The organism is Candidatus Polarisedimenticolia bacterium, from assembly GCA_036001465.1.
GTDB lineage: Bacteria > Acidobacteriota > Polarisedimenticolia > Gp22-AA2 > Gp22-AA2 > Gp22-AA3.
The window spans coordinates 1-14,745 of sequence record DASYUH010000004.1; the positions used below are offsets into that span (position 1 = coordinate 1).

General features: G+C 70.6%; 14 protein-coding genes. 13 read left to right on the top strand and 1 reads right to left on the bottom strand.

Annotated features, from left to right (window positions below):
- The 3 genes from VGV60_00310 to VGV60_00320 form a co-directional block, all read left to right on the top strand.
- Positions 1–667 (top strand): thiosulfate oxidation carrier protein SoxY (locus VGV60_00310; protein HEV8699698.1); only part of this gene is annotated, 667 nt, incomplete at its 5' end.
- Between the two features lie 31 nt (positions 668–698).
- Positions 699–1,976 carry an FAD/NAD(P)-binding oxidoreductase gene (locus tag VGV60_00315; protein ID HEV8699699.1) on the top strand — a complete coding sequence of 426 codons (1,278 nt, stop codon included), beginning with the start codon at positions 699–701 and terminating at the stop codon, positions 1,974–1,976.
- A 318-nt stretch (positions 1,977–2,294) separates the two neighbouring features.
- Positions 2,295–2,984: a (2Fe-2S)-binding protein gene (locus VGV60_00320; protein HEV8699700.1), complete on the top strand. Its 690-nt coding sequence runs from the start codon at positions 2,295–2,297 to the stop codon at positions 2,982–2,984.
- A 91-nt stretch (positions 2,985–3,075) separates the two neighbouring features.
- On the opposite strand, the gene VGV60_00325 is transcribed toward VGV60_00320, so the two are convergent.
- The gene (locus VGV60_00325; GenBank protein ID HEV8699701.1) at positions 3,076–4,095 is read right to left on the bottom strand and encodes a YeeE/YedE family protein; all 1,020 of its coding nucleotides are present in this window, start codon (positions 4,093–4,095) and stop codon (positions 3,076–3,078) included.
- A 70-nt stretch (positions 4,096–4,165) separates the two neighbouring features.
- Here VGV60_00325 and VGV60_00330 point away from each other — a divergent pair, with 70 nt between their 5' ends.
- The 10 genes from VGV60_00330 to hslV all read left to right on the top strand — a co-directional run bounded on the left by VGV60_00330 (position 4,166) and on the right by hslV (position 14,745).
- Positions 4,166–5,011, top strand: a complete 846-nt coding sequence (locus tag VGV60_00330; GenBank protein ID HEV8699702.1) for a sulfite exporter TauE/SafE family protein — start codon at positions 4,166–4,168, stop codon at positions 5,009–5,011.
- Positions 5,012–5,073: 62 nt separating this feature from the next.
- Entirely contained in the window at positions 5,074–5,802 is a 729-nt protein-coding gene (locus tag VGV60_00335) for an amino acid ABC transporter ATP-binding protein (protein HEV8699703.1), read from the top strand.
- A gap of 31 nt (positions 5,803–5,833) precedes the next feature.
- On the top strand, positions 5,834–6,700 hold the full coding sequence (locus VGV60_00340) for an ABC transporter substrate-binding protein (GenBank protein HEV8699704.1): 867 nt from the start codon (positions 5,834–5,836) through the stop codon (positions 6,698–6,700).
- 157 nt (positions 6,701–6,857) lie between these two features.
- Positions 6,858–7,601, top strand: coding sequence for an amino acid ABC transporter permease (locus VGV60_00345; protein HEV8699705.1), 744 nt, complete (start codon positions 6,858–6,860; stop codon positions 7,599–7,601).
- Positions 7,598–8,347 carry an amino acid ABC transporter permease gene (locus VGV60_00350; GenBank protein ID HEV8699706.1) on the top strand — a complete coding sequence of 250 codons (750 nt, stop codon included), beginning with the start codon at positions 7,598–7,600 and terminating at the stop codon, positions 8,345–8,347. Before VGV60_00345 ends, VGV60_00350 begins: the two co-directional genes overlap by 4 nt.
- Before the next feature lie 51 nt (positions 8,348–8,398).
- Entirely contained in the window at positions 8,399–9,268 is an 870-nt protein-coding gene (gene ybgF, locus VGV60_00355) for a tol-pal system protein YbgF (protein HEV8699707.1), read from the top strand.
- 235 nt (positions 9,269–9,503) lie between these two features.
- A complete protein-coding gene (gene dprA / locus VGV60_00360) occupies positions 9,504–10,616 on the top strand; it encodes a DNA-processing protein DprA (protein HEV8699708.1) in 1,113 nt (370 codons plus the stop codon).
- A 114-nt stretch (positions 10,617–10,730) separates the two neighbouring features.
- On the top strand, positions 10,731–12,986 hold the full coding sequence (gene topA, locus VGV60_00365) for a type I DNA topoisomerase (protein HEV8699709.1): 2,256 nt from the start codon (positions 10,731–10,733) through the stop codon (positions 12,984–12,986).
- Positions 12,987–13,059: 73 nt separating this feature from the next.
- Positions 13,060–13,962, top strand: coding sequence for a tyrosine recombinase XerC (gene xerC, locus VGV60_00370; protein HEV8699710.1), 903 nt, complete (start codon positions 13,060–13,062; stop codon positions 13,960–13,962).
- A gap of 237 nt (positions 13,963–14,199) precedes the next feature.
- Positions 14,200–14,745: an ATP-dependent protease subunit HslV gene (gene hslV / locus VGV60_00375; GenBank protein ID HEV8699711.1), complete on the top strand. Its 546-nt coding sequence runs from the start codon at positions 14,200–14,202 to the stop codon at positions 14,743–14,745.

Consider the following 14,745-nt stretch of genomic DNA (forward strand, 5'->3'; position numbering starts at 1 on the left):
GGCCGTCGAGACGGCGCACCGCCCGCAGATCGACGTCCCGATCCTGGCCGACGACCCGGTGGCGGTTCCTCTGACCGTGTCGGTCGACCATCCGATGGAGGCGGACCACTACATCAAGGCCCTCGAGGTCGTGCTGCGGACGGATCCCGTTCCCAGGAAGGGGGTCTTCCATTTCACCCCCCAGAGCGGCCGGGCCTCGGTGGCCTACCAGATGCGCTCCGGGCAGGGAGGTGAGCTGACGGTCGTCGCGGAGTGCACGCGTCACGGCCGGTTCGAAGCCAGGCACCTGGTGCGGGTGGCGCCCGGGGGCTGCGCCCTTCCGCCGGGGAGCGTCACCCGCGAGCAAGGCGGTAGCCCGTCCGTGCGGACCCAGGCGCGGGTCCGTCCCGGCGAGGTGGTGGCCGTCTGGGCCTCGCTCAAGCACACCTCGCACACCGGGCTCGCCGAGAAGAACGGGACGTTCGTCCAGGAGCGGCCGGCGTTCTTCGTGGAGCGGATGACGGCGTTTCTCGGCGAGGAGCGGGTGAGCGAGTTCGCGCTGACTCCGGCCATGAGCCCCGACCCCAAGCTCCGGTTCTTCGTGAAGGCTCGTCCGGGCACGATGCTGCGCGTCGTCTTCGTCGACAACCGAGGGGGCCAGTGGGCCGCTCATCAGCAGTTCCCGTAACGCGCCGGTGGCGCGGGGGAGGAGAGAGACCATGGGGCTGAATCGGCGTGAGTTCTTGCGGACGGCGGGGATCGGTGGGGGGGCGGTGGCGGCTCTCGGAGGGGTGGGGCTGGGGCGGCCGACTCGGGGCCTGGCCCAGGTCCTCCCGAAGTCGGGCGGCAAACGGCTCGTGGTCATCGGGGCTGGCTTCGGCGGCAACTTCGCCGCCCTCACGGTCAAGAGGCTCGTCCCCGACGCCGAGGTCGTCATCCTCGAGCGCTCCTCCTTCTTCATCTCCTGTCCCGCCACCCTCGAGTACCTCTTCGGGTTCAACTCGCTCGACACCATCACGTTCGGCTACTCTCCCCTCATCGCCAAGGGCATCCGCGTGATCCGGACGGAAGTCGTCGGGCTCGATCCGGACAAGAAGCAGGTGCTGGCGGCGCCCGGCGCCATCGACTACGATCAGCTGCTCATCGCGACCGGGATCCGCCTCGCCTACGAGGACGTCCCCGGGCTCGGGGAGGCGTACGCCCTGAATGCCAGCATCTACGACAAGGGCACGCCGATGATCGACACCCGCCGGAAGATCGAGGCGTTCCAGGGCGGGACGGTCGTCCTCAACGCGCCGGCGGTGCCCTACAAGTGCCCCCCGGGGCCGTACGAGTACGCGCTCTTGTGGGCGGAGCACATCAAGAAGAAGGGCCTCAAGGCGAAGGTGGTGCTCCTCGACGCCAAGCCGACGCCCATCCCGCCGCCCAACGCCCAGGCGTTCCTGGACGCCATGGGGGCGCGGAAGGACGTTCTCGAATATCGCCCGCAAACCAAGATCACGGGGGTCGACGCGGAGAAGAAAGTGGTGAAGACGGATGCCGGAGACGTCGGCTTCGACGTGCTGAGCATCATCCCGCCGAACAAGGCCGCCGAGTTCATCGGCAAGGCGGGGCTCGGCGCGGTGTTCGCCGAGGTGGACCTGGTGACCTTCCGCTCGACCAAGAACCCGGCCGTGTACGCCGTAGGGGACGCGGCCCAGACGCCGTACGCGAAGAGCGCATACACGGCGTCCATCAGCGGGAAGATCGTAGGAACGTACATCGCCAAGGCGATGGGGGCATCGGTCCCCGACCCGGCGCCGCCTCACAATATCTGCTACCCGTACACGGAGAGCGACAAGGCGTTCCTGACCCGGGCCGAGTGGAGCTACGAGACGAAGGAGGGGAAACTCCAGGTGAACACCAAGATCACCGTGGACAACGCGCCGAAGCCTTCATTCGCCCAGCTCCGGAAGGCGTGGGAGCAGGGGCTATGGCGCGAAATGTTCGGCTCCTAGGGCAGGGCCGATGAGCGTCGCCTGGCGTCGTCCTCGGTCGTCGGCGGGCCTCAACGTATGCGGCATACGCCTCGGCCCGCCTCCTCCCTGCGTCCTAGCCGGGCTCGCTCCTCGACCCTGCCCGGCCGGGTCGATCCCTGTCGTGTCTGGGGTCCTGGGGGCCGTGGGCCCGACCGGGCAACCTAAGTGTGTCGGAGTAACCCGACGCCGACCACCGTGCGCGTGGTGCATCGAGGGGCGCTCCGAGCGGCGGCTGTGCCGCCGCAACCGAGGGGGGGGCATCGGGGGGGTCTTCCGAGACCCCCCGAAAAGACGTAGATGATGAGGAGGCGGGCGTTCCTCGGGTGCGGCGCGCTGGCCGCCATCGCGACGCTGCGGGAGACCGGAATCCTCGCGGCGTCCGGGGCGGCCGAGGCGCAGCTTCGGCCGGGTGCTCGCGCTCAGCTGCTGCGGGACGGGAGCACGCCGCTGGCGGCGTCCGACCTCGTTCCCCACCAGACGTACGTGTTCTTCTACCCCTTCGAGAGCACGCCGTGCTTCCTCCTCGATCTCGGCCGACCCGTCACACCGGTGCGCGTCACCGGGGGCGGCGGGTACGAGGCGCCGGGGGGCGTTGGGAAAAGCAGATCGATCGTCGCCTTCTCGGCGATCTGTCCCCACACCTACACGCATCCGACGCGCGAGCACGCCATGATCCACTACTTCGGTCCGGGCCAGCCGGCTACGGTCGCCCAGCGGGACACCGTGATCACGTGCTGCGTCCACGGGAGCGCGTTCGATCCGCTGCAGGGCGCGGTGCCGATCCAGCCGCCGGCCGAGCTCCCCCTGGCGGCCGTGATCCTGGAATGGGACGAGGCGGCCGACGCGCTCTACGCGGTGGGGGTCGTCGGCCGCCCGGTCTTCGAGGAGTTCTTCCGGAGCTTTCCCCGTAGCGGCCGACGCGAGGTCCAGGGCGTCACGCCCGTCTGGGAGCTGACCCGCTTCGCGCGCGCCGTTCTTCCCTGTTAGGTCGTCAGGGTCATCGGCGACGCCCCCACTCCGCTCCCTCTCCCCCTCACCCCGACCCTCTCCCCCGGTGGGGGGGAGGGATGGGGGCAGGCTAACTCTTGCGGAGAAACAGCATCCAGAGGGCGGCCCAGCCGCCGGCCAGCATCGCCCCGAACGCCGTCAGGCTGCCGAGGGCGAGGGTGGCCGCGTTGGTCAGCCCCTGGGTGATGTTGCATCCTTCGGCGATGAGCGCTCCGACGCCCATCGTGAGCCCCCCGGCGAAGAGCTGGACGCTCGTGAAGCCCGGCGGCGCCTTCCAGCGGAACTGCCTGGTCTGCCAGGCGGCCAGCGCCGAGCCGAATGGCAGGCCGACGAGCACGAACATGCTCCACGTCACGCGGTTCGGGAAGCCGACGAGCGGATAGGTGAGGAGATGGCCCGTGTTGGCGGCGAAGGTGAGGCCGGTCGGACTGCCTCCGTAGGACGACAGATACCAGCCGAGCGCGATCACCAGGCCCATGACGCTCCCGGTCAGCGGCCATTTCCACTTCCCGTGCTCCGGCTCGGCGGCGCCCCGGGCGAGCCAGAGCGCGGCCAGCACGACCACTCCCGCGATCACCGGCCACGGGCCGACGCCCAGGAGGTGATAGAGCGTCGCCGGCTGGTCCCCGGCCAGAAGCTCGTGCTCCTGGAGGGTCTTCCGGACCGGAGCGAGGACGCCCACGTTGGTGGCGGTGGCACCCAGCGCGAAGCCGAACAGAACGATCCAGGCCCCGAGCGCCCCCTCGCCGAGGCGGTACCAGGAGCTCCCGGCGCAACCACCGCTCAGAATCATCCCGATCCCGAAGACAAAGCCACCGACGAGGTTGGCGACCCAGTGAAAGGGCCGGACCGGCAGCTCCGCGATCCCGAGGGCCGGCGCGTAGCTCCCGGCCAGGGCCAGGAGGTGCGTGCCGACGATGGCCACCACCAGCGCCAGGACGTAGGCCCGCGCGATGGAGCCGTCGCCGGTGAGGACGAGGTTCGAGAGCGCCCGGGTCAGGCAGAATCCACCGCGCTGCGCGCAGTAGCCGAACACGAAGCCGGCCAGGAGGGCCGTCGCCGCGAAGACGCCGAACGAAGACTCGTCCACGGCGCCGATCTTAGCCCGAGGGCGGAAGCCCGGCAACCGCCCGGGTCCCGCCGCCCCCTCCGGCTGCCTTGTGACCCGCTGGGAGGCCGGCTATACTCGCCTCATCGTGTTTCTCGCCCTCCTGGTTTCGCTCGGATTCGTCGGAGGGTTTCTCTCGGGGCTTCTCGGTATCGGGGGCGGGGTCGTGATGATCCCGCTCCTCCTGTACGCGCCGCCCCTCCTCGGGTTCCCCGCACTCGACATCCGGAAGGTCGGGGCGATGACGATGGTGCAGGTCTTCGTGGCCTCCGTCCTGGGCTACCTCGCCCATCATGGCCGACGCGCGACCGCACCCGCCGTCGTCCTCTGGATGGGGTCCGGCATGGTCGTCGGGGCCGGCGCCGGCGCCCTCCTGTCCGGCGCGGTGAGCGTGCGGCTGCTGGAGACCGTCTTCGCCTTGCTCGCGCTGATCGCGGCGCCGATCCTCTTCTTTCCGCCGCCGGCCGATGAGCTGGGCGAGGGGGGGGCCAGCGATTTCTCGCGCCCGCTCGCCCTGGTGGGCTCGCTCACCATCGGCCTCCTCTCCGGCCTGGTCGGCGTCGGCGGGGCCTTCCTGGTGATCCCGTTCATGATCTACCTGCTGGGCGTGCCGACCCGGGCGGCTCTGGGCAGCTCGCTGGGTGTCCTGGCGGTGGGAGGTCTCGGGGGGGTCCTGGGAAAGTTCGAGACCGGCCAGATCCCGTTGCTCTGGTCCGCGCTGCTGTGCGCGGGGACCGTCCCCGGGTCCTGGACGGGCGCGAGCGTGAGCCGCCGCATCCCGGCCCGCGGTCTCCGGCTCTCGCTCGCCATCCTGGTCGCGCTGACGGCGGTCCGGATGCTCGTGGGTCTCATGGTGGCGGAGCGACCGCTGCCCGGCACGACGCTGAGGCCGTCGTGACCTCGGGGCCCGCTGGCGACGTCCGCGATCGTCCAGTGCGAGCTCCGGTGATGGCGGAGCCGATCATCACCTTTCGCGGGGTCAACAAGTGGTTCGGGAAGCTCCACGTCCTCAAGGACGTCGACCTCGGAGTCGCGCGGGGGGAGGTCCTCGTCGTCTGCGGACCGAGCGGGTCGGGCAAGAGCACGCTGATCCGCTGCATCAATCGATTGGAGCCGATTCAATCGGGGCAGCTCATCGTGGACGGCCAGGATGTCAATGCCCGGAGCGTCGACCTCCCCCGGCTGCGCGCCGAGATCGGCATGGTGTTCCAGCAGTTCAACCTCTACCCGCACATGACGGCGCTCGGGAACATCACGCTGGCGCCGATCCGGGTGCGCGGGCTTCGGCGCGCCGAGGCCGAGCGGATCGCGATGGACCTTCTCCGCAAGGTGGACATTCCCGACAAGGCGGGGGCCTACCCGGCCCAGCTGTCGGGCGGGCAGCAGCAGCGGGTCGCCATCGCGCGGGCGCTCGCGATGCAGCCGAAGATCATGCTCTTCGACGAACCGACCTCCGCCCTCGATCCCGAGATGATCAACGAGGTCCTCGACGTGATGGTCGCCCTCGCTCGCGAGGGGATGACGATGCTGGTCGTGACCCACGAGATGGGCTTCGCGCGGAAAGTGGCGCACCGGATCGTCTTCATGGATGAGGGGCGGATCCTCGAGGAAGGGCCGCCCGACTCGTTCTTCGCGCGACCCCGGAGCGAGCGCACGCGACTGTTCCTGTCCAAGATCCTCGCCCATTGACTCACGCGTCACCCCGGAAGGAGGGGCATCCATGCGGACCCACGCGCGGAAAGGAAGCGCGGCCGTGCTGGCCCTGTCGATCCTGCTGGCCGGCGTCGTGCCGGCCTGGGCCGAGACGACCCTGGAGAAGGTCGCCCGGACCGGAAGCTTCGTGATCGGGACCCGGACCGGCTCGCCGCCCTTCGGCTTCATCGACAAGAACAACCAGTGGGGCGGCTTCTCGGTGGACCTGGCCAAGCTCGTCCACGCCGGCATCGAGAAGAAGCTCGGGAAGCCTGTGAAGTTCGAGCTCAAGGAGTCCACCCCGACCACCCGCATCCCGCTCCTCACCAGCGGCGCCGTGGACCTCATCGCCGGCACCATGACCATCACCCGGGCCCGCCGCGAGAGCCTCGACTTCAGCGTCGTGTTCTTCGTGACCGGCGCCCAGTTCCTGGTCAAGAAGGGCAGCCCGATCCGTGGCCTGCGCGACATCGGGGGCAAGCGGATCGGGGCCCAGCAGGGCTCGACCAACGAGAAGGTGATCCGCGAGAAGCACCCGCAAGCGCAACTCGTCGTGTTCCCCGACCAGCCGGCGGCCTTCACCGCGCTGGCCCAGGGCAAGATCGACGCCTACACGAACGACGGGGTCCAGCTGGCCGGACTCAAGGCCAAGGCGCCGAACCCGGCGGAGTGGGACGTGGTGGGCGAGTTCTACACCTACGAGCCCTACGGCATGGCCATGCGGAAGAACGACTCGGACTTCCGGAACCTGGTCGACTTCGCCATGATGGAGGCGATCGAGGGCGGAGAATACCAGAAGCTGTACGACAAGTGGTTCGGGCCGCGCGGCGAGGTGCCCTATCCGCTTTCCGAGTCGGCCCTGATCTTCCTCCAGATGCAGGTGATCCCCCGCTGAATGGACCATGAGCGTGAGGGCCACGGCCCGCGCACTTTTTCACGGCCGCTGAATCGGTAGGAGGGGGGCGCAGCCCCCTCCCACGGCCCTCCCGGCGACGCCGGGCCGGTCGCTCTTCGGCGACCGGATCGGGCCGGCCTTCCTCCGGGAGGGTCGGGTGACGCTTCTCCTCGCGCTACAGTACCAGTTCGAGTGGAGCGTCCTGTGGACCGCTCCCTACGGCCGGTGGCTGCTCCAGGGGATCGTCACGACGCTGGAGATCTCGGCGCTCGCCTGGCTCTTGGCCGCCGCCCTCGGAGGCCTCTTCGGGGCGTTCCGGACGATGTCGGGGCTCGGGCCTCGCGGACTCGCCGCCGCCTATGTCGAGTTCTTCCGGAACGTGCCGCTGCTGGTCTGGATGTTCTTCTGGTACTTCGGCGTGCCTCAGGTCCTGCCGGCCACGGCTCAGGATTGGCTGAACCGGCACGGCGGGGAATTCGTCGCGGCGGTGGTCGCCCTCGGCGTCTACCACGGGGCCCGGCTGGCCGAGGTCGTGCGGGCCGGCATCCAGTCGGTTCCGCCGACCCAGCTCGAGGCGGCCCTCTCGACCGGGCTCACGGTCGGCCAGGCCTACCGGCGCGTCCTGGTGCCGATCGCCGTCCGCCTCATCGTCCCGCCTCTGACGAACGAGTCGCTCAACCTCCTGAAGAACTCCTCGCTGGCCCTCACCATCAGCGTGACCGAGGTGACCTTCATGACGCGCCAGATCGAGGCCTACACCGCCAAGGGCTTCGAGGCGATCACGGCGGGCACGCTGATCTACCTCGGGCTGTGCCTGGTCGTGGCGGCGGTCATGAGTCGGGTGGAGCGCCGGCTGGCCATCCCGGGCCTCGTCGTCCGCACCGAGGGCGCCGAGCATTGAGCTTCGACTTCGGCGTCATCGCCGGCAACTGGCGCTTCCTGCTGCTCCAGGGGCTCCTCGGACTGGGCGCCTTCGGGGGCGGCACCCTCGCCCTGGCCCTGCCGGCCATCGTCCTGGGCTTCGGGGTCGGGATCCTCGTCGCCCTGGCCCGGTTGTCGCGGTTCCAGGTGCTCTACTACCCGGCGAGCCTGTACGTCCAGGTGATCCGCGGAGTCCCGCTCGTGATGGTCATCTTCTGGTTCTGGTTCTTCATCCCGATCGCGCTCGGGATCGCGCTCTCGCAGTACGGGGTGGCGCTGATCGCCTTCGTCGTGTTCGAGGCCGCCTACCTGGGTGAGATCATCCGGGCGGGGATCCAGTCCGTGCCCCGCGGACAGGTGGAGGCCGGGCGGGCCACCGGACTCGGCTACCGGGCCGTGATGGGCGACATCGTGCTCCCGCAGGCCTTGCGCAACATGCTCCCCTCGCTGGTGACCCAGTTCATCATTCTCGTCAAGGACACGTCGCTGGCCTCGATCGTCGGCTACATGGACCTCACCAAGGCCGCTCAAACCGTCAACCAGCGCGAGATTCGGCCGTTCGAGCTCTACCTCTTCATCGCGCTCGTCTACTGGATCCTGACCTTCGGGATGTCGCGCCTGAGCCGTGCGCTGGAGCGCCGGCTGCGCCCCGACCAGCCCGTGCGAGCCCTGGCCACGGACCGGATCGCCGGTCCGGCGCGCCCCCCGGGCGGCCGCGAAACTTGACACGGCTTCGAGCGCGGTGCTACGGTGCCGGCCAGGAGAAGGATGGGGCGCATGCGAACGTCTGACAGCACGCGATGGCGACGCGGCGTCGTCCCGACGGGGCTGGCGCTTCTGGCGCTCACCGGGTGCGCGGGCTCGGACGCCCTCCGGCGGATCGGCGAAGAGTCCCGGATGACCCAGCTGCAGGTCGCGGAGCTGACCCGCGCGACGGTGGAGCTGCGCAAGGACGTGTCCGACCTCCGGGTCGAGATCCAGGCGGCGCGCCAGGAATTCCAGGCCGCGCTCCGGGATCAGGACGGGCGCCAGGCCGAGGCGGTGGAGAGCGTCCGCAAGCGCGTGGTCGCTGCCGAGGCGCGCCTCGAGACCGTCGCCGGAGCGGTGCGCGGGGTCGAGATGACGGTCGGCGGCATCGCCGACCAGGTGGCGCGCCTGGAGGCTGTGCCGGCCAACGCCGCCGGGGGACGACGGGACGGCAAGAGCCAGAAGGCGGCCACCCGGACCGCCCTCGCCACGCTGGCGGCCGAGGAGCTGTACAACCGCGGCCTGGAAAGCTTCAAGGGCGGGGAGCTCGGCCAGGCGATCCTGGACTTCGAGGACTTCGTCGGCAAGCACCCGTCGCACCCGCTGGCCGGGACGGCTCAGTTCTGGATCGGCGAGGCCTACTACACGGCCCGTGACTATCAGCACGCGACCGTCGAATACAAGAAGGCCGTCGACATGGCGCCGAAAGGGGAGAAGGCCCCCGAGGCGCTCTTCAAGCTGGGGCTCGCCCACCGATTCCTGAAGCGCAACGACCGCGCCCGCGAGGTCTGGGCGCAGCTCCTCCGCGACTTCCCGCAAAGCGAGGCCGCCCAGAAGGCGCGGCTCGCCGCGCGTGAGGTCCCGCGGGGCGCCAGGGCCGGCCCGCCCGCCGACAGGTAATCCCCCACCCCTTCGTCGCGCGCTGGCGCCCTCGCCGTGGTCGCGCGGCGCGCACGGTCGCCGGTGATCCGGTCAGCCCCCGACCCCATGCCGAGCCGCCACCCCATCGGGGATCGCCGGCGCTCCTTGACCGGGGTTTCCGCGGGCGTGTACGATGGCGGCTACTTTTCGCCCGCCCCGGGCGCGACGGATCTCGAGCCGGAGTGGCTTGCCACGTGGTGTATGGTGGAGTGAGATGGATACGACGGACGCACGGTGGGCATGGGTGGCGCTGGCGCTGGTTCCGAGCATGGGGTGGAACGCTCGCCGCTACCACGATGTGCTCGCCGTCGGCGCGCCGGCGGAGCTGTTCCGAGCATCGCGCCGGGCGCTGGCTGAAAAGGTGGGAGACGATCTGGCGACCAGCATCAAGGGCTTCGACGCTCCCGGCGCCATCGCGGGCCAGCGGGCGGCGGCCGAACGAGCCGAGGCCCGCCTCGTCATCCTCGAGGACGCCGACTATCCGCCCGCGCTCAAGACCGCTCCGCTCCCGCCGCCGTTCCTCATCGTCCGCGGCACCCTGGCCCGGGAGGACGCCCTGTCGGTGGCGGTGGTCGGCTCGCGCCGTCCAACGGGCTACGGCCTCAGGACGGCCGAGCGGCTGGCCGGCGACCTGGCCGGGCGGGGCGTCACGGTCGTCAGCGGGTTCGCACGTGGCGTCGACACGGCCGCTCACCGCGGCGCCCTCGACGCCGGCGGCCGCACGCTGGCGGTGCTCGGGAGCGGGGTAGACGTGGTCTACCCGTCCGAGAACCGACCGCTCGTGCGCGCCATCGCGGCGGCCGGCGCGGTCATCTCTCAGTTTCCGATGGGGACGGCGCCCCTGCCTCAGCACTTCCCCATCCGGAACCGGGTGATCGCCGGCCTCGCCCTCGGCACCGTCGTCGTCGAGGCGGCCGAGCGGAGCGGGGCGCTCATCACCGCGCGACACGCGGGCGAGCTCGGGCGCGAGGTGTACGCGGTGCCCGGCAACGTCTCCTCGGCGACCAGCGAGGGCGCGAACCGCCTGATCCAGGATGGGGCCAAGCTCGTCCGCGACTGGGAGGACGTGGTAGCCGAGTGGCCGGCGGTCTGGCGGGCGGCTCTGCGCCCGACCTCGCCCGCGGCGGCGACGCGGGTCGCGGCGGCGGGCGGCACGACCGGCGCCGAAGGCCGCCTGCTTCCCTTGCTGGGGGAGGAGCCGGTGGCCATCGACGACGTCATCGACAAGAGCGGGCTCCCCGCCGGGGACGTGGCCGCCTCGCTCATGACCCTGGAGCTCCGGGGGCTGGTCCGGCAGCTGCCCGGCCAGCGCTACGTGAGACGCTAGTGACGTGCCAGTAACGGTCCCATCTCTGCGTCCTCGGCCCTCGCGCCGGCTCGGGCCTGCGTCCTTGATCTGCTCGGTTCCTGGCCCGGCACTGGGATGAAAAGCTAGACGGCCATGGCCGCACGCCGCTCGCTCGTCGTGGTCGAGTCGCCCACCAAGGTGAAGACCATCCAGAAGTATCTGGACAAGGGCTTCATCGTGAAGGCGTCCCTGGGCCACGTCAAGGATCTCCCCTCCAACAAGCTCGGCGTCGACATCGAGAAGAACTTCAAGCCGCAGTACGTGCCGCTCCGGGCCAAGGCCCGGACGCTCCAGGAGCTGAAGAAGGCGGCCGAGAAGGCTCAGGCGCTCTACGTCGCCACCGACCCCGACCGCGAAGGCGAGGCCATCGGCTGGCACATCGCTCAGGAGATGCGCATTCCGAGCGACCGGGTCTACCGCGTCCTCTTCAACGAGATCACCGAGAAGGCGGTCAAGGCCGCCTTCAGGCAGCCCGGCCGCATCGACCTGAAGAAAGTCGACGCCCAGCAGGCCCGGCGGGTTCTGGATCGGCTCGTCGGCTACAAGATCAGCCCGCTCCTCTGGGAGCGCGTGCGGCGAGGCCTGTCGGCGGGACGCGTGCAGTCGGTGGCCGTCCGTCTCCTCTGCGAGCGGGAGCGCGAGATCCGTGCCTTCGTCCCGCGGGAGTACTGGAGCCTCCACGCGCACCTGGCGGCGGCGGCGCCGCCCCCGTTCGAGGCCACGCTCCGCGAGAAGGCCGGGGAGAAGGTGGAGCTCGGGACGGAGGCCGACACCCAGGCCGCCATCGCCGAGCTGCGGGACCTTCACTTCGTCGTCAAGGACGTCGTCCGCGGCGAGCGGAAGAAGAACCCGGCTCCGCCCTTCATCACCTCCACGCTCCAGCAGGAGGCCGCCCGGAAGCTTCGTTTCTCGACCTCCAAGACCATGATGGTGGCGCAGCAGCTCTACGAGGGGGTCGAGATCGGCGCCGAGGGGCCGATCGGGCTGATCACGTACATGCGCACCGACTCCCCCCGGGTCGCTCCCGACGCCCAGTCGGAGGCGCGCGAGGTGATCGCCGCGCGCTTCGGCGCCGACACGCTTCCCGAGCGGCCGCCCGCCTACCGCGCGCGGAAGAGCGCCCAGGAGGCCCACGAGGCGATCCGCCCGACGCTGATCGACCACGGGCCCGATGAGGTTGCCCGCTACCTCACCCGCGACCAGCTTGCGCTCTACCGGCTGATCTGGGGACGGTTCCTGGCGAGCCAGATGCGGCCGGCAGTGTACGACACGCTCACCGTCGACGTGGCCGCCGGCCCCTATCTCTTCCGAGCCGTCGGCTCGGCACTCCGGGTGCCGGGCTTCATGGCTGTCTACATCGAGGCGCCGGACGACAGCGTGGTGGCTGGCACCGACGAGATCGAGGGGGAAGTCTCCGGGCTGCCGCCGCTCGAGGTCGGCCAGCGGCTCGACATCAGGCAGCTCGAGCCCAAGCAGCACTTCACGCAGCCCCCGCCACGCTACTCCGAGGCGTCGCTCGTCAAGGAGCTGGAGGAGAAGGGGATCGGGCGCCCTTCCACCTACGCCCAGATCCTGACGACGATCCAGAAGCGGGGCTACGTGCGGCGCGACCGGGGTACCCTCTTCCCCACCGAGCTCGGAGAGCTGGTGACCGGCCTCCTGGTGGAGGCGTTCCCGGATCTCCTCGAGGTCGAGTTCACGGCCCAGATGGAGGACTCTCTCGACGAGATCGAGGAGGGCGATCGGAAGTGGGTGGAGACGGTACGCGAGTACTACAACCGCTTCGCCAAGGACCTCAAGCGGGCGCACCGGGAGATGGACGATCTCAAGAAGGGAAAGCCGACCGACGAGACGTGCCCGCAGTGCGGCGAGGGGAAGCTGCTCGAGCGCTGGGGCCGCTTCGGGCGCTTCCTGGCCTGCGAGCGGTATCCGGAGTGCAAGTACACGCGCAACGTCGGCGACAGCGAGCCAGCCGAGCCCGAGCCGGCCGGAATGGACTGCCCCACCTGCGGCCGGCCGATGGTGTACAAGGAGGGGCGCTTCGGTCGCTTCATCGCGTGCTCCGGCTACCCGGAGTGCAAGACCACCAGGCCCATCACGATCGGAATCGGATGTCCTCAGGAGGGGTGCGGAGGAGAGCTGGCCGAGCGCCGGTCGAAGCGGGGCAAGCCCTACTACGCGTGCACGAACTACCCGGGCTGCAAGTTCATCGCCTGGCAGCGCCCGGTCGGGACCCCGTGTCCGAAGTGCGGGGCACCGTTCCTGGTCGAGCGGCGGACCCGCGGCCGGCGCTTCCTCACCTGTGCCCGGGAGGGATGCGGATACCGTCGGGAGGCTGAAGAGGCGTAACGTCCGGGCCCGGCGGATGCTGGTCGGCCGCCGCAGGCTGCGGGCAGGGCCTCGCGCCTTCCCGGGTCGGGTCATGGCAGAACGCAAGAACGACTTCGTCGACGCGTTCCTCCGGTACCTCGCGGTCGAGCGAGGGGCCTCGAGCCACACGCTGCGGAGCTACCGGTCGGACCTCGCCGACTGCGCGGCGTTCCTCGCGGCGCGCGGGGCGGGACGCCTCCACGACGCGGACGGGCGGGCGGTGCGGGCCTACCTGGCCGATCTCCACGAGCGGGGGCTGGCCCGGACGTCGGTGGCGCGGCGTCTGGCGGCGCTCCGGAGCTTCTACCGCTTCCTGGTGCGCCGGGGGCGCGCCCGGGCGAACCCCGCGCACGACGTGCGGACGCCGCGGCTTCCCAAACGGCTGCCCGCGTACCTCCCCATCGACGAGTCCGAAGCGCTCCTGCGGGCGCCGTTCCCGACCACGCCGGCCGGGGCGCGTGACCGCGCCATCCTGGAGATGCTGTACGCGACGGGCGTGCGGGTGGCGGAGCTGGCCGGCCTCGACCTCGCCGACGTCGACCTCCGGGACGGCGCGGTGCGGGTGATGGGGAAAGGCGGGAAGGAACGGATCGTGCCGCTGGGCAAGAAGGCCGTGGAGGCGGTACGAGCCTACCTGGGGTATCGGCGGAACAGGACGGCCGGCGAGCCCACCTCGGGCCCGGTCTTCCAGAATCGCCGCGGGGGCCGACTCACTGTCCGGAGCCTCCACCGGATCGTCCGCGGGCGGGCGCACGCGGCGGGCCTCCACCGGCGGGTGAGTCCGCACACGCTCCGCCACACGTTCGCCACCCACCTCCTGGACGCCGGGGCCGATCTCCGGCTCATCCAGGAGCTTCTGGGCCACGCCCGGCTCGGCACGACCCAGAAGTACACACACGTGAGCGCGGACCGGCTCATGAAGGTCTACGATGCGGCCCATCCGCGCGCGATGTGACGGCATGGGGCCCCGGCCGGAGCCCGTCGCATCTCTGCGTCCTCGGCGCTCGGTGCGCCTCAACGTATGCGGCATACGCCTCGGTGGGTTCTTCGGGTTCGCGCGCCTCGGACGGCGGGGCCCCAGCCCCGCGACGTCCTGCGGCGCGCCTTCGGGCGCCTGCGTCCTTGATCTGCTCGGGCCGCGGCCCGGTCCCAACGACGGACCCGATCGTGTTGCGGCTCCGAGGGCATCGCAGTGAGCAGGGCGGCGCTTCGCGTGCGCGCCACGACCGTCGTCTCCGTGCGTCACCGCGGTCGGCTCGCCATGGGCGGGGATGGACAGGTCACCCTTGGCGCGACGATCGTCAAGCAGACCGCCCGCAAGGTCCGCAAGGTCTACCACGACCGGGCCCTGGCCGGCTTTGCCGGGACGGCGGCTGACGCCTTCACGCTCTTCGAGAGGTTCGAGGGGAAGCTGGAGGAATACCGCGGAAACCTCCGGCGCGCCGCCGTCGAGCTGGCCAAGGAGTGGCGGACCGACCGCGTGCTCCGGCGGCTGGAGGCGCTCCTGGCCATCGCCGACGCGGAGACGTCGTTCATCGTGTCGGGGACCGGCGAGGTGATCGAGCCGGACGACGGCCTCATCGGCATCGGGTCCGGAGGCCCGTTCGCGCTGGCGGCCGCCCGGGCCCTGATGGCGCACTCCGACCTCGATGCGAAGGCGATCGTGGCCGAGGCGATGCGGATTGCGGCCGGTATCTGCGTGTACACGAACGATCAGATCACCGTCGAGGAACTGTGA